The sequence below is a fragment of the Thiohalobacter thiocyanaticus genome (assembly GCF_003932505.1).
Taxonomy (GTDB): Bacteria; Pseudomonadota; Gammaproteobacteria; order Thiohalobacterales; family Thiohalobacteraceae; genus Thiohalobacter; species Thiohalobacter thiocyanaticus.
Window position 1 is genome coordinate 2,365,001 of sequence record NZ_QZMU01000001.1, and the last position, 20,155, is coordinate 2,385,155.

General features: G+C 56.5%; 16 protein-coding genes, 1 tRNA gene and 2 rRNA genes (1 of these 19 only partly in view). 12 read left to right on the forward strand and 7 right to left on the reverse strand.

The window, feature by feature from the left end:
- Both D6C00_RS11110 and rrf read left to right on the forward strand, forming a co-directional pair.
- A 23S ribosomal RNA gene (locus D6C00_RS11110) occupies positions 1 to 1,665 on the forward strand; it begins 1,224 nt to the left of the window's first position.
- A 119-nt stretch (positions 1,666 to 1,784) separates the two neighbouring features.
- Positions 1,785 to 1,900, forward strand: a 5S ribosomal RNA gene (gene rrf / locus D6C00_RS11115).
- Between the two features lie 390 nt (positions 1,901 to 2,290).
- On the opposite strand, the gene D6C00_RS11120 is transcribed toward rrf, so the two are convergent.
- A complete protein-coding gene (locus tag D6C00_RS11120; RefSeq protein ID WP_125181777.1) occupies positions 2,291 to 3,088 on the reverse strand; it encodes a hypothetical protein in 798 nt (265 codons plus the stop codon).
- 571 nt (positions 3,089 to 3,659) lie between these two features.
- Here D6C00_RS11120 and D6C00_RS15805 point away from each other — a divergent pair.
- The 9 genes from D6C00_RS15805 (at position 3,660) to D6C00_RS11165 (ending at position 12,790) form a co-directional block, all read left to right on the forward strand.
- Positions 3,660 to 4,388 (forward strand): DUF1194 domain-containing protein, encoded by a 729-nt coding sequence (locus D6C00_RS15805; protein ID WP_125181778.1) that lies wholly within the window; start codon positions 3,660 to 3,662, stop codon positions 4,386 to 4,388.
- Positions 4,389 to 4,554: 166 nt separating this feature from the next.
- On the forward strand, positions 4,555 to 5,148 hold the full coding sequence (locus tag D6C00_RS11130) for a CBS domain-containing protein (RefSeq protein ID WP_125181779.1): 594 nt from the start codon (positions 4,555 to 4,557) through the stop codon (positions 5,146 to 5,148).
- Positions 5,149 to 5,317: 169 nt separating this feature from the next.
- Entirely contained in the window at positions 5,318 to 6,289 is a 972-nt protein-coding gene (birA, locus tag D6C00_RS11135; protein ID WP_125181780.1) for a bifunctional biotin--[acetyl-CoA-carboxylase] ligase/biotin operon repressor BirA, read from the forward strand.
- Positions 6,286 to 7,146 (forward strand): type III pantothenate kinase, encoded by an 861-nt coding sequence (locus D6C00_RS11140; RefSeq protein ID WP_125181781.1) that lies wholly within the window; start codon positions 6,286 to 6,288, stop codon positions 7,144 to 7,146. Before birA ends, D6C00_RS11140 begins: the two co-directional genes overlap by 4 nt.
- Positions 7,073 to 7,885 (forward strand): hypothetical protein, encoded by an 813-nt coding sequence (locus D6C00_RS15490; RefSeq protein WP_158675398.1) that lies wholly within the window; start codon positions 7,073 to 7,075, stop codon positions 7,883 to 7,885. Before D6C00_RS11140 ends, D6C00_RS15490 begins: the two co-directional genes overlap by 74 nt.
- Positions 7,886 to 7,936: 51 nt before the next feature.
- A tRNA-Thr gene (locus D6C00_RS11150) sits at positions 7,937 to 8,013 on the forward strand.
- Positions 8,014 to 8,330: 317 nt separating this feature from the next.
- The gene (locus D6C00_RS11155) at positions 8,331 to 9,368 is read left to right on the forward strand and encodes an SIR2 family protein (RefSeq protein ID WP_125181783.1); all 1,038 of its coding nucleotides are present in this window, start codon (positions 8,331 to 8,333) and stop codon (positions 9,366 to 9,368) included.
- On the forward strand, positions 9,365 to 11,221 hold the full coding sequence (locus D6C00_RS11160; RefSeq protein ID WP_125181784.1) for an ATP-binding protein: 1,857 nt from the start codon (positions 9,365 to 9,367) through the stop codon (positions 11,219 to 11,221). Before D6C00_RS11155 ends, D6C00_RS11160 begins: the two co-directional genes overlap by 4 nt.
- A complete protein-coding gene (locus D6C00_RS11165; protein ID WP_125181785.1) occupies positions 11,222 to 12,790 on the forward strand; it encodes a DUF6883 domain-containing protein in 1,569 nt (522 codons plus the stop codon).
- Between the two features lie 367 nt (positions 12,791 to 13,157).
- Here the strand turns inward: D6C00_RS11165 and D6C00_RS11170 are convergent, their stop codons facing one another.
- From D6C00_RS11170 to D6C00_RS11195, 6 genes are all read right to left on the reverse strand, one after another.
- Positions 13,158 to 14,948 carry a DUF927 domain-containing protein gene (locus tag D6C00_RS11170; RefSeq protein WP_125181786.1) on the reverse strand — a complete coding sequence of 597 codons (1,791 nt, stop codon included), beginning with the start codon at positions 14,946 to 14,948 and terminating at the stop codon, positions 13,158 to 13,160.
- Between the two features lie 275 nt (positions 14,949 to 15,223).
- Positions 15,224 to 15,430: a helix-turn-helix transcriptional regulator gene (locus D6C00_RS11175; RefSeq protein WP_125181787.1), complete on the reverse strand. Its 207-nt coding sequence runs from the start codon at positions 15,428 to 15,430 to the stop codon at positions 15,224 to 15,226.
- 137 nt (positions 15,431 to 15,567) lie between these two features.
- Positions 15,568 to 16,209, reverse strand: a complete 642-nt coding sequence (locus D6C00_RS11180) for a hypothetical protein (RefSeq protein ID WP_125181788.1) — start codon at positions 16,207 to 16,209, stop codon at positions 15,568 to 15,570.
- Positions 16,206 to 17,480, reverse strand: coding sequence for a tyrosine-type recombinase/integrase (locus D6C00_RS11185; protein WP_125181789.1), 1,275 nt, complete (start codon positions 17,478 to 17,480; stop codon positions 16,206 to 16,208). The genes D6C00_RS11180 and D6C00_RS11185 overlap by 4 nt, the downstream gene beginning before the upstream one ends.
- Positions 17,481 to 17,759: 279 nt before the next feature.
- On the reverse strand, positions 17,760 to 18,527 hold the full coding sequence (locus tag D6C00_RS11190) for a DUF1566 domain-containing protein (RefSeq protein ID WP_125181790.1): 768 nt from the start codon (positions 18,525 to 18,527) through the stop codon (positions 17,760 to 17,762).
- Positions 18,528 to 18,754: 227 nt separating this feature from the next.
- A complete protein-coding gene (locus D6C00_RS11195) occupies positions 18,755 to 19,081 on the reverse strand; it encodes a hypothetical protein (protein WP_125181791.1) in 327 nt (108 codons plus the stop codon).
- Positions 19,082 to 19,308: 227 nt separating this feature from the next.
- On the opposite strand from D6C00_RS11195, the gene D6C00_RS11200 reads away from it, so the two are divergent.
- A complete protein-coding gene (locus D6C00_RS11200; RefSeq protein WP_125181792.1) occupies positions 19,309 to 20,022 on the forward strand; it encodes a VPLPA-CTERM sorting domain-containing protein in 714 nt (237 codons plus the stop codon).
- Positions 20,023 to 20,155 lie beyond the last annotated feature (133 nt).

Consider the following 20,155-nt stretch of genomic DNA (forward strand, 5'->3'; position numbering starts at 1 on the left):
TCAGAAGTGCGAATGCTGACATGAGTAACGATAATGCGGGTGAAAAACCCGCACGCCGAAAGCCCAAGGTTTCCTGCGCAACGCTAATCGGCGCAGGGTGAGTCGGCCCCTAAGGTGAGGCAGAAATGCGTAGCCGATGGGAATCCGGTTAATATTCCGGAACCGAACAATACTGCGATGGGGGGACGGAGAAGGCTAGGCCAGCCGGGTGTTGGATGTCCCGGTTTAAGCATGTAGGGAGGGGACTTAGGAAAATCCGGGTCCTCAATCCTGAGATGTGATGACGAGCTTCTATATGAAGCGAAGTGGTTGATGCCATGCTTCCAGGAAAAGCCTCTAAGCTTCAGGTATTGTTCGACCGTACCCCAAACCGACACAGGTGGGCGAGGAGAGAATCCTAAGGCGCTTGAGAGAACTCGGGTAAAGGAACTAGGCAAAATGGTACCGTAACTTCGGGAGAAGGTACGCCCCTGTTAGGTGAAGCGACTTGCTCGTGGAGCCGAAGGGGGTTGCAGTGACCAGGTGGCTGCGACTGTTTATTAAAAACACAGCACTCTGCAAACTCGAAAGAGGACGTATAGGGTGTGACGCCTGCCCGGTGCCGGAAGGTTAATTGATGGGGTTAGTCTTCGGACGAAGCTCTTGATCGAAGCCCCGGTAAACGGCGGCCGTAACTATAACGGTCCTAAGGTAGCGAAATTCCTTGTCGGGTAAGTTCCGACCTGCACGAATGGCGTAACGATGGCCACACTGTCTCTACCCGAGACTCAGTGAAATTGAACTCGCTGTGAAGATGCAGCGTACCCGCGGCTAGACGGAAAGACCCCGTGAACCTTTACTACAGCTTTGCACTGAACTTTGAATATGCTTGTGTAGGATAGCTGGGAGGCTTTGAAGCCAGGACGCCAGTCCTGGTGGAGCCGCCCTTGAAATACCAGCCTGGTATATTTGAGGTTCTAACCCAGGCCCGTTATCCGGGTCGGGGACAGTGTATGGTGGGTAGTTTGACTGGGGCGGTCTCCTCCCAAAGAGTAACGGAGGAGCACGAAGGTACCCTCAGCGCGGTCGGACATCGCGCATTGAGTGTAAAGGCACAAGGGTGCTTGACTGCGAGACATACAAGTCGAGCAGGGACGAAAGTCGGTCTTAGTGATCCGGTGGTTCTGTATGGAAGGGCCATCGCTCATCGGATAAAAGGTACTCCGGGGATAACAGGCTGATTCCTCCCAAGAGTCCATATCGACGGAGGAGTTTGGCACCTCGATGTCGGCTCATCACATCCTGGGGCTGTAGCCGGTCCCAAGGGTATGGCTGTTCGCCATTTAAAGTGGTACGCGAGCTGGGTTTAGAACGTCGTGAGACAGTTCGGTCCCTATCTGCCGTGGGCGTTTGAGATTTGTGGGAAGCTGCTCCTAGTACGAGAGGACCGGAGTGGACGCACCTCTGGTGTTCCGGTTGTCACGCCAGTGGCACTGCCGGGTAGCTATGTGCGGAAGGGATAACCGCTGAAAGCATCTAAGCGGGAAGCCCCTCCCGAGATAAGATCTCACTGGGACCTTGAGTCCCCTGAAGGGCCGTTCGAGACGAGGACGTTGATAGGCTGGGTGTGGAAGCGCGGCAACGTGTGAAGCTAACCAGTACTAATTGCCCGTGAGGCTTGACCATATAACACTCAAGCGGTTTGAGTGTGTGGGTTGGGCCACCTCGAACGCAACTTACCCAAAGGCATCAATCAGTTTCCTGAATTGCGGTTGCAGGCACATGCCTGTGATCGAACCAGTTTGCCTGGCGGCCATAGCGAAGGGGAACCACCCGAACCCATCCCGAACTCGGAAGTGAAACCCTTCAGCGCCGATGATAGTGTGGGGTCTCCCCATGTGAAAGTAGGTCACCGCCAGGCTTTAATTCCGACCCCGTGTCTGTAATCCAGGCACGGGGTTTTTCTATTCCGCTCGCAGAACTCTTCGGGTTCATTGCGAGTACCCCACATGTCCCATGTCTGGGCAATGGGGAGACCGCTACGCGGTTCATCAGCTCCGCCGCTATGCGGCTTCGCGTTCACCATGCTGCGTTCGTCCACTGGACGAACGGTCATGGTTCACCCCCATGTGAAAGCAGGTCACTGCCAGGCTTTAATCCCAAACCCCCGGTACGCAGGTATCGGGGGTTTTTTTTTTGGCCTGGCTGTAAATCATGGAGCGGTAGCCTGCTTTTTTGAATGTACTGAAAGCAGGCCAATGAAAAAGGGCACCCACAGGGTGCCCTTTTCTGGTTTCAACGCTGCGTTGTCTCAGCGGCGTGCCAGTCGCATGGCGAGGAGACCAATACCGATCAGTAGCAGCGGCATCGGTGCCGGCACGGGCTGGGGCGGTGGTTCCGTCGGTGGCGGGCCCTGCAGCGGGAAGCTCGCGCTGATGTAGGGCAGAATGGAGCCGTCCGTCCGGGTATGACCGAAATGGATGAACATCTCGATCCCGTTCGGCTGAATGCCGATCGGTGCCTGGCCCACGGATTGGCCGCCGCCCCACAGATCGGTCGGGGTGACACCACTCAGCAGTACCGAACTCGGATCGGCGAAATTCACCGGGTCAGAAAAACTGCCGGTTACGAGATCGACGCCGATTTCAGCCAGGAAGGGGTTGGCGTTGCGAGTCCAGGCCGGGTCATGATCGGTACCGACCCACACGCCCCCGCTGGTCAGCAGGAAATTGTCGGAAACGTTCTGGATCAGTGCCACCTCGGACGGGTCTGTGCCCTGGTAGTGGTAACCGTAGGAGCGGGTATCAACCACCAGGCCGCGATGCGAATTCCAGAAGTTACCAAGTGCCTGTGTATCCGTACTGTTAAGGTACTGGGTGCTGGTCAGGTCAAACAGAAAAACCTGATCATAGCTTTTTCCCGCCAGCGTACTGGCCAGTGTCCCGCCAGTGCGGACATCGACTATATCCACACTGTGGCCCAAGGAGTTCAATGCGTTGCTGATATTGCTGTATCCGGGGGAACTGTCAAATTGGGTAACCAGGATTTCAGCGGCCTGTGCACCGATGCTGGCGGATGCCAGTACGATGGATAGAAGCAGTTTTTTCATTGGTATTGTCCCTCTGCAAGATTTGAGAGTCTGAAGCACGGGTGTTGCTGAGAGACGTTTTGCAAAATAGGTGCCATTGATAGATAGACAATATATATCAAATGCTTGAGGCTTCTAGTGGCGATGCTGTGTGGGGTTATGTAAAAAAGGTGAACAAGTCGGAATGCCTGCATCGCCGGGGGAGTGTTCTTATGCCGGCCCTATTTGTGCTGCGAGTGATATTACTCGGTGGTACAGGTCCTTTCAGCCTCATGGCCGGTCCGTGGCGAGGCCTGTGTCAATGAAATTGACAGTCCCGGCAAAGCGTCAGGGGATATAACTCCCTGATTAAAAGTGTGAAACACATCACATTTCGCGTTCGCGCTCTGGTCCGCATTCCATGTCGCTGTATACGGCCCCGGTTCTGTTGGCTTTTTTTACACCAATTTCGGTATGGTCGGTCATGGCCTTCGTAATAATCTGAAAATAAACAAAAATCATAATTGGCATGGCTCATGCTTTGTCATTTGGCAAAGGCACCTCAGTGCGCTTTAACTGCCTTTAATCACGAAAAATAACCTGGAGTAACGCCATGAAATTCAATTTCCGCAAGACCATCATCGGAGTCGCCGGAGCCCTGCCGCTACTGTTCGGTGCCTCTGTCGCCTCAGCTATCGTTGTCGAGCCGGATGTGGAAGTCGAACTGGGCCTGACCATCGACTCGTCCGGTTCCGTCGGATCCTTCAACTTCGGTGTTCAGCGCGACGCCTATGTGACTGCCCTGAACAATGTCATCCCGAGCTTCTACGGGAACATCGCCATCGGTGTGTGGCGTTTTGATAGTAGTGTCGATCTGATCCAGGACACCATGATGATCAATGATGCCGCTGATCTGGCCACATTGACTACTGCTATTCAGAATATGGCCTACACCGGCGGTTTGACCAACATCTCGGGTTCGATCGATGCGGCGTCAGCCAATCTGCTCGGAAATGCCATCGATTCGAATCGCCAGGTGATCGACGTCTCCACCGATGGCTCTCAGACAGTGAGCGGGAATCCCGTTACTTCCGCCAACAACGCCATCGCGGCGGGCATCGACGCCATCAACTGTCTGGGTATCGGCACCAACGCCAACTGTGGCTTCATTGCCGGTGCTGGCGCCTTCTCCGTGATCGCCGATACCTTCGCCGATGTGCAGAGCGCCCTGGAGCGTAAGCTGCGCCGCGAAATCACCGGCGTGCCGGAGCCGATGACCCTGGCCCTGATGGGCATCGCCCTGGCCGGTATCGGTGCTACCACCCGGCGTCGCAAGGCCTGATCATTCAGGTACCTGCTTCGCGCAGAAGCGGCGGCCTTCGGGCCGCCGCTTTTTTTTATGGCCGGTCATCAGGAAATTCGATCAGGCGGCACCGCCGGCGGATTGTTATCCGGGTGGTGATGGGCTATAGACACGGGTAAGGGCAATATTCCTGCAGGAGGGCCCCATGCAGACACCTTATCCACCCCTTGAAGCGCGGCGGCTGAGCGGTCCCGTCACCTTCTTCACACCCAGTCAGGCCTTGCCGGAGGAGGTCAGTCTGGAGAGCCCGGCCATCTTCTGCATGACCGATCTGCGGGTGGTGCCGGCCCTGACCATCGAACCCCAGGTCTCGATCGAGTGGGCGCTGGGCAGAATGATCGATGCCGGGGTCAGGCTGCTGCTGGTGATCAATGCCGACAACCAGATTCTGGGACTGATCACGTCCCACGATATCCAGGGCGAGAAACCGCTGCGCCTGGAGCATGAACTGGGGGTGAGGTATGCCGAGATCCGGGTGCGGGACGTGATGACGCCGCTGGAGCTGCTGGATGTCATCCCTGTCCAGGACGTGCTCAACGCCACCGTGGGGCAGGTGGTGAGCACGCTGCGCCAGAGCGGCCGCCACCATGCCCTGGTGACGGATGCCCTGCCCACTGGCCAGGAGGCCATCCGGGGGATCTTCTCCACCACCACCATCAGCCGTCAGCTTGGCTGGCAGATCCAGCCGACCCATCAGGCAGGCAGCTTCGCCGAACTCGAGGTGGCCCTGAATCACTAGTGGGCGCAGCCCATCCGGTGCCGTTCCGTGTGTTAAAATGACGGAAACGAACCGGCTGCAGCCTGGATAATGACTGACGCTTTCCGCTTGCCCTTCCCTCTGTCCCCCTGTCCCGCTCCGAACGGGACCCGCCGGCCATTCCTTTCCGTAACCCGCGTGAGCGTGTCCGGTGCTTGAGCTTGCGGCCCTGCTGGCCGACGGCCGCTTCCATTCAGGCCAGCGACTGGCCGAAACCCTGGGCGTGAGTCGTACTGCGATCTGGAAACAGACCCGCCGTCTCGCCGAACTCGGCCTGCAGGTCCAGTCGGTGCGCGGGCGCGGTTACCGCCTCAGCCAGCCGCTGGAGCTGCTCTCAAGCCAGGCCATCACCGAAGCGCTGGAGCCGCAGGTCGCCGACCGGCTTGGCCCACTGCACATCCTGGCGCAGATCGACTCCACCAACGACTTTCTCGCCGCCCGCCTGGCGGATCCCGCCGCCCAGGGCGCGGTCTGCCTGGCCGAGTACCAGCACCGGGGCCGGGGCCGGCGCGGGCGGGAATGGCGTTCGCCGTTTGGGCGCAACCTCTATTTATCGCTACTATGGCGCTTTCCCTGCGGTCCGGCCGCCATGCAGGGGCTGAGCCTGGCGGTCGGCACCGCCCTGATCGCCGCCCTGGAACAGATCGGGCTGCAGGGCGCAGGGCTCAAGTGGCCCAATGACATCCTGGTTGATGGCAGCAAGCTCGCCGGCATCCTGATCGACATGTCCGGCGAGGCGGGCGGGCCCACCGCCGCGGTGATCGGCGTGGGCATCAACGTGGCTATGCCGGCGGATGCCGGCAGCGGGATCGGGCAGGCCTGGACCGACCTGCGCACCCAGCTCGATGAAACCGTCTCCCGCAACCGGCTCGCCGCCGGGGTGCTCAATCACCTGGTTACGGCCGTGCGGGAATACGAACAGACAGGCCTGGCCGGCTTCCAGCCGGCCTGGCAGCGCCATGACCTGGCGCACAACCGGGCCGTGACCGTGCACCTTCCTCAGGGGGAAGTGGCCGGTCAGGCCCGGGGCATTGACGAATCCGGGGCCCTGATCGTGGAGATCGAGGGCCGTGAACGCCGGTTCAGTTCCGGCGAAATCAGTTTACGGTTGAATACAGAATGATATTACTGATCGACGCGGGCAACTCGCGACTCAAGTGGGCCTGCCTGCAAGTCAAGAAACTCCAGCCCGGCGGCGCCGTCGCCCGCAGTGCGGCCCCCACCCGGGACTTCGCCTCGGCCTGGGATGCACTCGAGGCCCCCGAGGCCGTCTTCGTCACCAGCGTGGCCGGGGAGAAGTTCGACAAGACCCTGGCCAACTGGATCAAGCGCAAATGGAAGCGGGAGCCCGAGTTTCTCGCCACCCGCGCCAAAGGCTTCGGGGTGACCAACGCCTACCGCGAGCCCGAACGCCTGGGGGCGGACCGCTGGCTGGCGCTGATCGGTGCCCATGACGCCTGGGACGGCCCTGTGTGCATCGTCGATTGCGGCACCGCCGTCACCCTGGATGCCCTGCGCGGCGACGGCAGCCACGAGGGCGGCCTGATCGTGCCCGGCCTCGCCCTCATGCGGGACAGCCTGAAGGAGCGCGCCAGCGGCATCGATGCCATCAGTCTCAACCCCGAGGCCCGCACCGGCCTGCTCGCCACCGACACCGGCAACGCCATCATCGCGGGCAGCCTCTACAGCCTGGTGGCCCTGATCGAGCGCGTGGTGGGCGATCTGAGCCTGGAGTGGAAGGAGCCCGTCCAGTGCCTGGTCACCGGCGGTGACGCCGAACAGATACTGCCCCTGCTCAGCGTGAAGGCCGAGCACTGTCCCGATCTGATCTTCACCGGCATGGCCGTGATCGCCCGCCAGAGCGGCGCGGCCCAGCCCGCCGCCCGGGGCAGGGAAAAAGACGGGCATGAAATGGAGTATCTATCTGCTGATCCTGGCCAACCTGCTGTTGCTCGCCTGGTGGTATCCGCCCACGGGTGAGGGGCCCGGGGCCCCGGCCCCGCCGCCGTTGCCGCGCGGCACCGAACCCCTGGTGCTGCTCTCGGAGCGTGCGACGAACCAGTCGGCGGAGATTCCTGCCGCGCCGGCACCGGAACAGCGCAGCGAACCCGTGCCCGGGAAAGACAGGCCGGCCACCGCTGCTCCGTCTGAGCCCGCACCACGGGAGCTTCTGCCGGACCTGGTTCAGGCCCCGCCCGAACCGGCGCCACAACCCGAACCCGAGCCTGAGCCTGAGCCTGAGCCTGAGCCTGAGCCCGAACCGGTCATTGCCTGCCTGAGCGTCGGCCCCTTTTCGGAGCAGTCAGCCGCGCAGGATCTCGGCGAGCGCCGCCTGTCCACCGGGAACATCGAAACCGGTATCCGCAGCGTCCAGGCCCGGGTACCCGCGGGCTACTGGGTCTACCTGCCCGCCATGCCGCGCGCCCGCGCCAATGCCATTGTCGAGGAACTGTCCGCCAGAGGGGTGGAGGATTATTTCGTCGGCAGGCAGAACATCATCTCGCTCGGTGTCTTCTCCGACCGCGCAACCGCCGAGCGCCGACGCGAGCAAATCGAGGCCTATGGCTACACCCCCGAGCTGGAGCAGCGCTTCCGTACCACCAGCCTGTACTGGCTCGACCTCAAGGCCCCTGAACCCGACCTACCCACCGAGGCCCAGTGGAACGACTGGCTCAGCCAGTACCCGGACGTGCGGCGCGAGGTGAAACCCTGTCCCTGATTGCCCGGGCAACCGCCATCCCCTAGAATAGCCACGTCAAATCAATATCCTGCCGGGCATAGCACAATTGGTAGTGCAACTGATTTGTAATCAGTAGGTTGGGAGTTCGAGTCTCTCTGCCGGCACCATAAAATCAATAACTTAAATAGGATTCAGAATATAAGTATTCCAAATGTAGGCGTAATGTAGACAGATATAATTGTTTTTAAGCAGACTCAAATCCTGCCGAGCTGTGGTTGCCATGTAGGCAACGCGGGGCAAACAAAGATCGGCGCGCGTCCACAACCTATCATCAAATAGACGCGATTTTCTTGACGGCAAAGATCGATCACCAACCAAGGCAAGTACGCCTACATGAAGTAAGCGCTCGGACGGTGGATACCGTCCTCCTACGTCAGCTTTGCAATATATACTCTAGCGGATAGCCAGGAAGCGATATTTAATTATGGCGCAAGTTCTATCACTTGGAGAAGTCACTGAAGATATTCAAAAAGCACTTGGGCGGTCCTTTCAGTCCGGCAATATCAATTTTTTGATCGGATCTGGGGCGTCAATGCCGGCAATCCCAGCTGCTGGGCCGGTCGAACAAGAGATCGCTACCCTTTTTGGGGCGGGCAATGAAGAAACAGCTCGTTTGCGCATGTACGAGTTCTTAGCTGGAATTCAGGAACCCATGAATGCGCTGATCAATGAAGATGAAAATGATCAGATTGCTGCAACCCTCGCCCAGTATACCGAATGTATTACTCTGATAGAGACTATCCTCTCAGAGCGGCGTACTACGTTGCTGCCCAAACAGGCCACTATCTTTACCACGAATTACGATCTGCTGATTGAAAAAGCCTCTATCGGCTGTCCAGCCATCAAGCTCAATGATGGGTTTACGCGGGTGCCGAGACTCGATAACCGCATTGAATATTCTTCGCGAAATTTTTTCAATACAACCTATAACACCGGAAATCTCTACAACTACAAGGTCGAGATTCCTTGCATCAATCTTATTAAACTCCATGGTTCCTTATCTTGGCAGAAGGACGGCGATGAGATCGTGTTCAACGTCGCAGCAAAAGACCTGCTTCCCGAAAGTAAAACAGCTGACGAAATAGCTGAATTTATCGAAACGTTTGCAGTGGTGCTACCGCAAACTGCAAAGTTCAGGACCACATTGATGGACCGAACATATTATGAGTTGCTGCGCATATATGCGAACGAACTTGACCGTGAAAATACCCTGCTCGTGACATTCGGGTTTTCCTTCGGCGACGAACATATCCGGGACATTACGCGCAGGGCTCTTAAGAACCCTACGCTTCGCCTTATCGCCTTCGCCTACAGCGAAGCCGATAAGGACGCATTCGCAGAAATATTTGCAGGGCATAACAATGTTGATGTCATCGCGCCTACCGATGGAGATAACATAGAGTTTTCACAGTTCAACACAATGTTGCGCAACCTACTCCCTCATGGCGGGGCCGCCATATGAGTGTTCATAAGCTCACGCGTGATGCGGTTTTGCGGGTTGGGGAAGTCAGCGGCGTTGATGGGCGTCGCATTTATGTCATGGTCGACAAGAATAAGAACCTCTCCGACATGTTTCTGGATGGTGATATCCTTAAGAATATTTCTGTTAATAGTTACATTGAGATTCGGAAGGGCTTTTTAAGCATAATTGGGCGGGTCGAAGGCGAAATGATTCAAGAGGAATCCCGCAAAGTTGCCGGCCCAGACCGCGAGACTGTATACCGTGACAAGCGGATACTCACCGTTTCTTTATCGGGTTATATTGACGAAACTGGCGTCTTCATTGGTGGTACGAGAGAGCTTCCTCTTATTGGCAACGAAGCATACATCGTTACGCGCGATAAGATACATCTTGTGCACAATCTTGTGCGCCCCGGCTCACCCTCCGTGAACATAGCCACTATATTTGGCGAAGATTTCGATATCGACTTTCCTGTGGACGGTCTATTTAACTCGCATATTGCAATTTTCGGCAACACAGGCAGTGGCAAATCTAATACGGTGGCCCGTCTCTACCAAGAGCTTGTGCGCGTGCTCTCGGCTCGGAATGAGAGGGCATTCGAAAGCAACGCTCGCTTTGTGCTATTTGATTTTAATGGTGAGTACACGAATGCCGCGTGTATTGCTGACAATAAGACTGTCTACAATCTATCAACCCGGAATAACGACGGTGACAGGCTGCCGATGCCCGCTGATGGGTTGCTTGATATTGAGGCGCTCTCCATCCTAGCCGATGCGACGGATAAGACTCAAAAGCCGTTTCTCAGGCGCATGCTAAGGTTTTTTAACCGTGTTCACAGCGAGGACGTGGATAATCCTGAAGGCTACTTGAAAGCTATTATCCGGAAGCGTGTGTCTGATGCCCTGCAAATGAGCGACAAGCTCCGTGCCTTCTTGCTCATTGATTATTTCCGCGAGATTTTGCCATCCGAGGATACCGCCGGTGAGCCGGTTGATCTCGTCGGAGACCTTGATTGGCACAATCAATCACAGGAATTTTATATCAAGGCTACGAATATTTACTTGCGGCAACACGCCGACCAGATCGATTCGACTCGCCTCTATAACCATGTCGATAATTTCGATCTGCCAGACAGCCTCCTCTCGCAGCTGATTATTTTTCTATACCTGCAACTTATATACGATGTCATTGTTAATCGCGCGCAGAATGAACATATCGTGCCAGTCATAAATCGCCTCAAAAGCAAGAGGCACGATATTGATAAGATCTTCAACCTCGGAGACGATAATTTCTGGCAAAGCAATTTTGTAGTGTTAAATCTCAGTGATGTCAACCTGGATATGAAGAAGACGCTACCGCTGCTTCTATCCAAGAAGCTGTATTCTGAGCATAAAAACAAAGGCCCGAACCAGTCTCTCAACATCATCATCGACGAGGCGCACAATATTCTCTCGACAGAATCCTTCCGCGAAGCGGAGAACTGGAAGGACTACCGGCTTGAGACATTTGAAGAGATAATCAAAGAAGGTCGGAAGTTTGGCGTATTCATAACGATTGCGAGCCAGAGACCTAACGACATATCGCCAACGATTACATCGCAGGCGCATAATTACTTCATTCATCGGCTGATTAATGAGCGGGATTTGCGTACGATTGCAAGCGCAGTTTCCTATATCGATCGCGTTACCGAAGAATCGATCCCTACGTTGCCGACCGGAACTTGCGTATTCAGCGGTGTGGCTTCCCAGGTTCCGCTTAAGATTAATGTGAAGCCGCTTGCGGAGAATGCGCAACCAAGAAGCGCCACCAGGAAATTTGGAGACATAGTGCCACCGGCACCCGAAGCTATTTAAATGCTAAAGCAGCCTGGCAATAATTCTGTTGAATCGCCGCCTTGCGCGTTTATTTTTATGGAAAAGGCGGATGGCGACAGCGTTGTACCAACTCTCGATGAGGCGTTTCTCTCGGCACTAAAGGTTGCGGATCCCCAAGGGCTCACGGAAACTCGTGTTTATCGCGGTGGTATCCTCCTAGCCCGCCTCGCCTATAAGCCTGAGGTGATTACGGCTAAGCAACGTACTCAGAAAAAATCCGCTAACCCGGGATATTTGCAGATAGGCACAACGGAGGTGGCTGATAAAGACCTCTATGCTATTCTCGTCGGTGACTTTGTTGAAACATGTCTTGAGCAATGGAATACCATCGACGCCCCGCGTTTCTGGGAGCAGGTTGCATATAATTCCCTTGACGCCACAGTTGTGTCTTCGATTTCCGAGCAGGTTGCGATGTCTATCGACGGCTTGCTGCGCAAACACCCGCGCTATATCGGAGCGGTCGAGCCAGACCTGGGTAATCCATTGCATCTCGACTTGTTTGTTGAGTCGATGTTTAAGGACGCGTTCATCCGTGATGGCCGCGTCTTCGTGCGTGCGGATTTTGATGGTGAATATAATGGCTCATTCTTTGGGGCCGATGCTTTTTCACCAGGAGGCGAGGTAGTCCTACCATACGAGCATTTCGAGAATAGTGCTCCTGCTCCTCGCTTCCCGGATGCGCTAAGCGCACGCGGTCTCGTCACTGATATGCGGCTGAGAACCCGCATGGCGTTGAGTACCCACCAGAAACTCTTGTCAGCTATGAAACGGGGCGTCACCCTGAGGCAGATTTCGGTACCCTTTGAATGGGACCTTAGCCAACTTCCAGACGCGCCCGAGGAGGTGAACGTGCAGGCGCGCAAGCTCACCGAATATTTGCTCAATCCCGAGCACGAAAATGGCAATAGTAAGGCCCGATTTTTCGAAGTTGAGCTTGGCATCACTCGTGATAATTGGAGATTTCTGCATGCCCAGCTCGTTGATGGTCTCGCACATGTCGCGTACGAGGAGATCAGGTTGTCGCAGTACGGTATACGCTTTTCTGCAGAATTATCTGTGAAGGGCCTAAACGACGTGTGTGCTACGATCAAAACCGCTTGGATCGTGCGTTCCCGCGAGCGTGCATCGCTTGTTACAGCCTTTCCGGGGAAAAGGAGAGATATTGTAGAATCGCAATTAACAGAACTATATATAGTTCCAAGCGAGATACAAGGGGAAGCAAGGTGGCAGGCCATATATGATCTGGCTGATGAGGCAGGGCGACGCGCGATTGCAGTGTGTGTTCCCCGCCCTATGATTGTCGAAGGTAATGTATATATGGATGGTGAATGCGGATTGGCATTCATCGTCATTAAAGACGGGCGACGTTCTTTTGTGCGTTGGCTGAAGAAGATGAATTATGGTGATAGACATTGGCCTTCGGGCTGGTCAATCTCGGCTCCAAGAAATGGGCAGTCTGCAGGAAGTGCAAAGGCATACGCAGACGCGTTCGTTAGGGTGCTTCGCCGAAACGGTATTGAGTGTTATGCCGAGACGCACCTTACGTAGATAATTTAACGAATAATTGTCTTCTCCTATCAAATTGATGGGGCTTTTATGGTGGTTGATGGGCCGGCCCCGTTTCCGCGACTACCAGGTCCGTTACGAATTCGAGTCCGGGTCCAGGAAGGGCCGCTTCCCTCCACGGGGAAATGACCGTCTACGGTTCGGGCAGTTTGAGTGGGGCGAGCGGGACAGGGGGGCAAATCAGGTACATTCAAGGGGTTAATCGGTCGCAGCATTATGTCCGATTAGGGCAGCCTGGGGCTTTCGCCCCGGCGGGTCCCTGGATATGGCGCATGATGGTTGTGCTAAGGAGCTGCCGTCGCAGGTAATGTCCCACTGTCCCGCAATCCCCAGCACTTGCGCCATCGCTTCAGTCAAACTCCTCATCATATATGTGGCCCTTAACGGCATAGTAGCGTGACCGGCGTTTCTGGCCATCTTGCATTATAACGTGCTTGCTCTTATACCGACCATCGTTCATATGCAGCAGGCCCCTGGATGACAATTCACTCGCCACGACCTGGGCATTGTGGCCCCCGCATGCCTCGGCGAATCCCTCATCGGTGAAGATGTAGAGGTCCGCCTGGCCGTTGTAGTACCCGCAGATGTCGCGGTGAGGGCTCGGGGGTCCCCCGTATGTGAGGGCGTCCCTGAAGCGCTCTCTGTGCTTCTGGATAAACCCCTTCACGGCACGAGCCCCGAGAATGGTAGAGGGGCGATTATTGGAGTCGGCCAGCCAGGCGTCCCGGACGGTCTCTATGGACTGCCTGATATCGAGTAAGTGTGGCAGGACACCATATTTTTGGGCCATTTCACCCGCGTCCAGTACCAGCGCCAGCTTGTGAATCGCGCGCCGGTGTTCGGGGGCAGAAACGCCTTCCGCGAGGCGCCCGGTTTCCCGATCGACCTGCTCGGTAATTGCCTGCTGAAGGTGGGCGGAGGTGTGGAACCGTTGGACGATTGCATGCAGAAAGGCAGGGCCGGCAGTGCCGTAATATTGCCCACAGGCCCGCTTCAGCCGGTTGGCGAACTCCGCTGGCTCCAGGCCCCGGGTCTCTTCGATAATTCCGCCTGTGATAGGGATATCCATGAAGCGAAGCTGTTGACCTGCCTTTGTCTGGCGGCGGTTTTCCTGGATCTTCTGTTGGCCGGATATCTCACCGGTGGAGAGGATCAGGTTGCGCCAGGTATGTTGTTCCTTGAGCGTGCGGTTGGCGTTCATGGCCGCCTTGCCTTGTCCACCGGCCAAGTCGTAGATGACCCGACCAAAGTCCTCGGCATCCAGTGAGCCCAATTCATCCAGTGCGAGAAGCCCGTCGTTATGGGCGGCTGCAAGTCCTTCCAGACCGTTACGGGTTGCGTTCCAGCGGTGGATGGACGTTTGGCTGGCCGCCTCGGCCGGATCCGCCCCGCAGCCCCACACGCTGGCGGCCACCTGGAGGGCCGTCGTCTTGCCGCGGCTGCTCCCGCCATAAAGGTGGAACCCGCCGCCATCCTGGTGGGCCGCCTTCAGCAGTGGAGCGGCCAGGGCCACCGTGATGGCGAAGGTGAGCAAGGGATTCCCCTCGCAGGGTGCCGCCACCTGGTCTTGCCAGGCCTCCAGGCTCCCTTTCGGGTGCAGGGTATGGGTTGAGGGGCTATGCCGCTCCGGCTGATACACGAGGGTTTCCTTGCCCTGTACGGTCACGACGTCCCCGGGCAGGAGGTAAACCAGGGCATCCTCGGGGTGATCGACCCAGCCCAGCCGGGTGACAGAGCGTAAGCGGGCCTCGGGTACGAAGGCGGAGAGGTACCGGTTCAGCTCCCGCTCCTTCCCCGGCACGATATGCAGACCTTCGCAGGCTAGTTCCTGGGCCAGGGCGGAGCCGGGTTCATGTAAACGCGGTCTCGAAATCGCGCGGCAGTGCATTTGCTTGTCACAATCCCACCAGCGGATCGAGAGACCCCAGCTGCCATTGTGATTATCACGGGTGAGGGCGTCGACCCAGATAGGCCCGGAAATCAGATAGTCCCCTTTGGTCGTACTTTGATAGACGCCAGTCTCGGTTAAGGTGAAACCGTCTGGCACTGCGAGCCCGGCCCAGGGTGGCAAGACGGTAGTGAGGTGCGGGTGTCCTTCCGTATGCTCGATTCTATCGGGTAGCGGATTTTGCATGCTCATGCGGTGCGCCCTCCCTGGAGCCGGAAATCCAGCTCACATTGGTGGCTCGGAATTTCATTAACGGGAATTCGAGGTTTCGGAACCCCGTTAACGGGGAGTGGGCAATCCCGGTGCGCCGGTGCCCCGTTAATGGGGCAGGGGAGCGGATTACCCGTTAACGCAGGCTCGGCCAGACAACCCTTCAGACCTGCCCAGGCTGTGAGGCTCGCCAGACAGGCATACCGGCAGGACGTGGCCCCGGCCAGGGTGTTCTTTGTATCTGAACGTTGGCTGCTTCATGCTCCCTTTCCCCCTTCGCTGGTGGAGTGGCGCAGCCGTGCAGTGAGATAGCCCTCCAGGTCGGCCAGCCGATACCGGACGGCACGTGTGCCCACCTTGATGAAGGGGATACGGGCACCGGCCCAACGGTCCCGCTCCAGGAAGGCCTTTGAGACACCCAGATAGGTGGCGGCTTGCTCGGTGGTTAACAGTTTGTGGTTCATGGTGTGCTCCTGTCTTTGTCGGTTGATGTTGGAAGACAGGGACAAGGGTCTGATAAAGCCCGCACGGGTAGGCGCAAGCAAATAATTACTCCGTGCGGAGTAATTTTCAGGTCAGTGAGGGTTGCCGGGCGGCGGGATTACTTGGGGAGGTAGGTGTTGATCAAGTCAGCCATGGTACGGACGCTGAAAGGGGCAAGGCCCTCTGGGAAAAGGTTGGCCTGGTGCTGCTCCAAGACGGTGGCGATCTGCCGGCCGGTGGGTTTCCCCCCGCGATCCTTGCACTGCGCCGGGTACTTGACCAGGGCGGCGACCGCCGCGCCGAGGACAGCCTGGCGTTTCTCGGCGTTCTTGAGAGCGTTGCCATGCACCGGTTTATCTTCGACAGGTTTGTGGCCCATGGCGCTAAGCAGGTCAGACGGGAGGTCCAGGCCTTTCTTCTTTGCCCAGTGCATCACCGTTTTGGCCGGAAGCTGCTTTTTCAGCATCCCCTGTTTTGGGATATCCGCCCGCTCCAGGAGGATTCGCACCTCCTGGATGCGCCGATTGAGTGCTTGGTGTTCCTCGCCATTAGGGTTAACGGGCCGCTCCGGGTCAGTTCCGCACAGCAAGTTGGCTGCTTCCAGGAGGGTCCAGAGATCGCGTCGGGCCCAGGTTTCGCAACGGTTTGCATACTGGGGGCCCTGGCAGCGGAAGTTCGGGTTACGTTCATGAGCGGCCTGCTGTTGCACCAATTTTTCCTGGAGCTGTTGGAGGGCTTCCGAAGGATCATATTTGGTCATTGGGCGATCTCTTTTGCGTCCAGGGGAATGATCTCGGCTGACGGGAGCATGCCGCAGGCCTTTGCAAGATAATCGGCAATCGTTTGGGCGGGTTCCCGTAGATGCTCCGTGTCATGAATGGTATAGCCCTCAGTGACATCGTTGCTTAGCTTGTGATTAACCAGCCGTTTAATGAGATAAATATGGATGCCGAGCCCTGTCGCGCAGGTGATGAAGGTGCGCCGCAGGTCATGGAGGGTGAATTGTACCCCAGATTCCTGAGCGACCCAGCGCACCCCGACGCGCGGCTCCACGATGGCCCCAGGGTGACCCTGGCCGGGAAAGACATAGTCCGTTTGTGCCTCAGCCTTGCGGTCACTCAGAAGCTCGTGCAGCTGGTTGGTAAGCGGCAGGGTGAGCGGGTGGCGGTTCTTGGTGTCGCGGATGGTCAGGGTCCGGTGCTCAAGGTCCACATCGGACCAGCGTAGGTTGGCTGCTTCGCTGCGCCGCAGACCGGTGAAAAGGATGGTCATGAGATAATCGGCCACGGTGTCACCCTGGCGGGTGTGCTGTTCGTTTTTCAGCCGTTGCACAGCCTGATACCAAGCCGCCAGCTGGTGGGGTCGGATGATCGTCTGGCGCCGCTTGGAAGGGTGCCAGACGCGGGTGCGGGTCAATCGGTTGACCGGATTATCGGCCAAAATGGGCTGACCGTCGTCGTCCTCATAATTGTCCCGGGCGAAGTTGAGCACCGCGCGCAGGGTGCGCATGGCCAAATTGGCGTAGCCGGGCCCATTGTTCTCCGTGAGCTGTTGAAAGCGTTTGGCGACCATGTCCTTGGAGATGACACGAATGGGGCGGCTCTGCCAGTCTGAGAAGGCGATTTCCATGACCCTTTGATAGTCATACAGGGTTTTGGGTTTGAGATGGGAGCGGGCCTGTCGAAAGGCCTTGAACGCCTCATGCAGGGTAATGCCGTCGAATTGGGCTTGGCGCTTCTTCTTAATGGGGTCATCGCCGCCGGCAATTTCTCCTAAGAGGGTCTGCGCCGCCCGACGGGCCTGCTCCACGGTCATTTCGGGATAGCGCGCGACCTTGATCCGCCGCACCTTGCCGTTGACGCGCTTCTCCACGACAAATGTTTTGGTGCCGCCGGGGGTGAGCCGGATGGCGAAACCTTTGAGTTCGGTATCGCGGACGAAGACCTGACCGGTTTCCGGGGCGGGGAGGCTGTCGACGATGCGTTTGGTGAGGCGTTTGCCGACCGACTGATTGGGCTTATTTGTAGACACAGTGTAGACACCTAGCTTCAAGTCACTGCGCAGAGCCTACCCGGCCTTCAAACAGGCGTCAATATAACTTGCTGTCTATGATGGGAAAATAAGGCTTCTTCAAGTTCCTGCATGCGCCTGGTGCGTCGCTTTGTAATCAGTAGGTTGGGAGTTCGAGTCTCTCTGCCGGCACCAAAAAAAAGCAAGAGAAGAACCCCGCCACCTGGCTGGGGGGCAAAACCGGCATTTGCCGGACCACAATGCAGGTTAGAGGTATCTGCCTTCTACGGATCGCGTGTTTTACGCAGTCTTCGCTTTGACTGGTGTAGCTAGATTGGGGCGACGACGAAAGGGGGAACTTACTCCTCGACCAATAGCAAGCAAGCCCAGTCCTCCCGAAACTATAAGGTAAATACCAGCAGGCACAGGTACTGTTGCGATATCGCCGTCCATTACTGCCCAGGCATAGTGTTCGCTGGGCTCGTAATACATGCGCTGGCCGCCCACAATATTGCTGAATCCCCAACTGTAATAGGCCAAGTCGGGCACAGTATTGTTCGTCCAGTAATAGTACTCGTAAAGATTGGTAAACACGCCTATGTTCTGCAGCCCATAATCGCCTTCATTGCGGATATTGCCGTCCGTGTCGTAGAAACTGCTATTTTGCAGATTCGCCAGGAACATATACGATAACTCGTTATTGGGGCTGGTGATGTTGTAACCCACGTCGGTGGAACCATCGAAACTGAGATCTCGAATATATTCGACATCATTGACCGGAAGAGCCTGCGGCAGACGCCAGTCCGTGGAGCCACCGAACTCCAGTTTGGAAGCCCAGTCGTAGGCCTGCTGCCAATTCATGCGCCCGTCCCCGTGTGTCGTGCTGATGGTATCAACGTAGCCGGACGTATAAGCGTAGTTGGCGTCTGCTAACCAGGTGATGTTCAGATCCGTATCGTAATAGGCTTGGCCGCCCAGGCGTGATACCAGTGCGCCCTGAGCGCTTGAGAGAGCGAGGAGTGTCAGCAGTCCGACGCAAAAGGTCATGGTTGTGTGCGGTTTTGTCATTTGGACCCCTGTATTGAGTAGTGAATTATATATCAGCCAAACTCTAGCAAAATCAAGGCCACATAACAAAATAATAGAGATAACATTGACTTGTTTGGTTTCTCAGTTTTCAAGGGAGAGCCAAACCGTAAACATTGCCGACACAGAGTCACACGGTTTTCCACGGCGCCAGGCAGGTTGAGGTTGAGTGGCCGGGCAGGCGCTTGCCGTCGTCGTAGGTGGATTGGTCATGTTCCCTGAGACGTTGCACGGATGACATACCAAGCGGACAACTGATGGCGCTTGATGACCGTGCGACGGCGTTCGTCCCGGTTCCAGACCCGGGTGCGGCTCAGGCGATGGATCGGGTTCTCGGCGATCAGATGTTCGCCTTTGGTCTTTTCATATTGGGCAATGGCGCAGTTCAACAGGGCCTGCAGGAATCGCAGGGCGAGGTTGGCATTGGCCGGCCCGGAGGTCTCGGTCAGCTTGGTCTGCTGGCGTGCGACCATATCCTTGGTGATCTCGGTGATGGGTTTGTGCGTCCAGTCGGGGAACCACGTTCCAGAAAACACTCATAGTCATAGGAGTGCGCGGCTTGGGGTCTTGCGCACCTGTTTGAATTCGGTGAAAACCTCGGCCAGTGTATAGATCCAATGCTTAGTCAAGCAGGCGGCTCGTCTGATTTACTGGCATATGATTTGCATTTTTCTGAAAGCGTCAAAATGAAGTCCGCTCCAGTCCATAAAAACAATTCGGTATTTTGGCCTGGAATCAAGAATGATGATAGGAGCTGTTAATCATGAACAAGGAAATCCTTTCTTATTTCGCTGTACTTGCTTTTGGTGTGAATGCAGGTATTGCGAGTGCGCATACTGTAAACCCGGTACCGACAACAACGGGCAACAATTTCACCATGCTAGACGGAACGGGGGCGATTGTTGGTGGAACCAATGACGTCGAATTCACCTGGGATGGAAGCCTGAATACCGATGTGTCTTCTGCAACTTCCAATGTTACTATCAGCTCAGATCAGCCTTTCTTTGGTGCTCATTGGGATGCCCATGATGTCATGCTATATGGTCCGGGCGTCTATACCATCTACACCGATTGTCCGAGTGGTCAACCCAGTTGCGGCTCAGGCGCCTCGTATACAGTCACGGTTAATCAGGGGCAGATCATGGGACATCTGCTTTTTGATTGGTCAGGCAATACGAATATCGATGTAATCAATGTCTGGGAGTCTGGCCAGTTCGGGCCATCGCCGATGTTCACCGGTACCCAGACCACCACCGACAGCTATTCCGGCGATGATGCCACTGTCTGGAGCCTGATGTCGACCGACTGGGATGGCGACGGCATCAATGGTGCCGGCATGGTCGATGGCCCCTTCGTGGGCTTCAGCGCCAACTTTAATCTCGTGAAGCCTGTGCCTATCCCCGCTGCATTGTGGCTTTTTGGTTCCGGCGTTGTCGGGTTGGTGGCCGTGGCCAGGCGCCGCACGGCAGTTCTATAACCAGATAGCTGCACGAATGAATAAGAGGCCGCGTTTGTTGCGGCCTCTTTGCATGCAGTGATATGGGAGATTCAGTCACGCTACTGAGTGGATTTCCTGAAGCTGTCTGAGGCATTACTAATTTTCAGGTGTG

What these genes read in the sequence shown, in the direction of transcription:
- D6C00_RS11120 (WP_125181777.1), bottom strand. Translation starts at nt 3,088, where the DNA reads ATGAAAAAACTGCTTCTATCCATCGTACTGGCATCCGCCAGCATCGGT.
- D6C00_RS15805 (WP_125181778.1), top strand. Translation starts at nt 3,660, where the DNA reads ATGAAATTCAATTTCCGCAAGACCATCATCGGAGTCGCCGGAGCCCTG.
- D6C00_RS11130 (WP_125181779.1), top strand. Translation starts at nt 4,555, where the DNA reads ATGCAGACACCTTATCCACCCCTTGAAGCGCGGCGGCTGAGCGGTCCC.
- D6C00_RS11140 (WP_125181781.1), top strand. Translation starts at nt 6,286, where the DNA reads ATGATATTACTGATCGACGCGGGCAACTCGCGACTCAAGTGGGCCTGC.
- D6C00_RS15490 (WP_158675398.1), top strand. Translation starts at nt 7,073, where the DNA reads ATGAAATGGAGTATCTATCTGCTGATCCTGGCCAACCTGCTGTTGCTC.
- D6C00_RS11155 (WP_125181783.1), top strand. Translation starts at nt 8,331, where the DNA reads ATGGCGCAAGTTCTATCACTTGGAGAAGTCACTGAAGATATTCAAAAA.
- D6C00_RS11160 (WP_125181784.1), top strand. Translation starts at nt 9,365, where the DNA reads ATGAGTGTTCATAAGCTCACGCGTGATGCGGTTTTGCGGGTTGGGGAA.
- D6C00_RS11165 (WP_125181785.1), top strand. Translation starts at nt 11,222, where the DNA reads ATGCTAAAGCAGCCTGGCAATAATTCTGTTGAATCGCCGCCTTGCGCG.
- D6C00_RS11170 (WP_125181786.1), bottom strand. Translation starts at nt 14,948, where the DNA reads ATGAGCATGCAAAATCCGCTACCCGATAGAATCGAGCATACGGAAGGA.
- D6C00_RS11175 (WP_125181787.1), bottom strand. Translation starts at nt 15,430, where the DNA reads ATGAACCACAAACTGTTAACCACCGAGCAAGCCGCCACCTATCTGGGT.
- D6C00_RS11180 (WP_125181788.1), bottom strand. Translation starts at nt 16,209, where the DNA reads ATGACCAAATATGATCCTTCGGAAGCCCTCCAACAGCTCCAGGAAAAA.
- D6C00_RS11190 (WP_125181790.1), bottom strand. Translation starts at nt 18,527, where the DNA reads ATGACAAAACCGCACACAACCATGACCTTTTGCGTCGGACTGCTGACA.
- D6C00_RS11200 (WP_125181792.1), top strand. Translation starts at nt 19,309, where the DNA reads ATGAACAAGGAAATCCTTTCTTATTTCGCTGTACTTGCTTTTGGTGTG.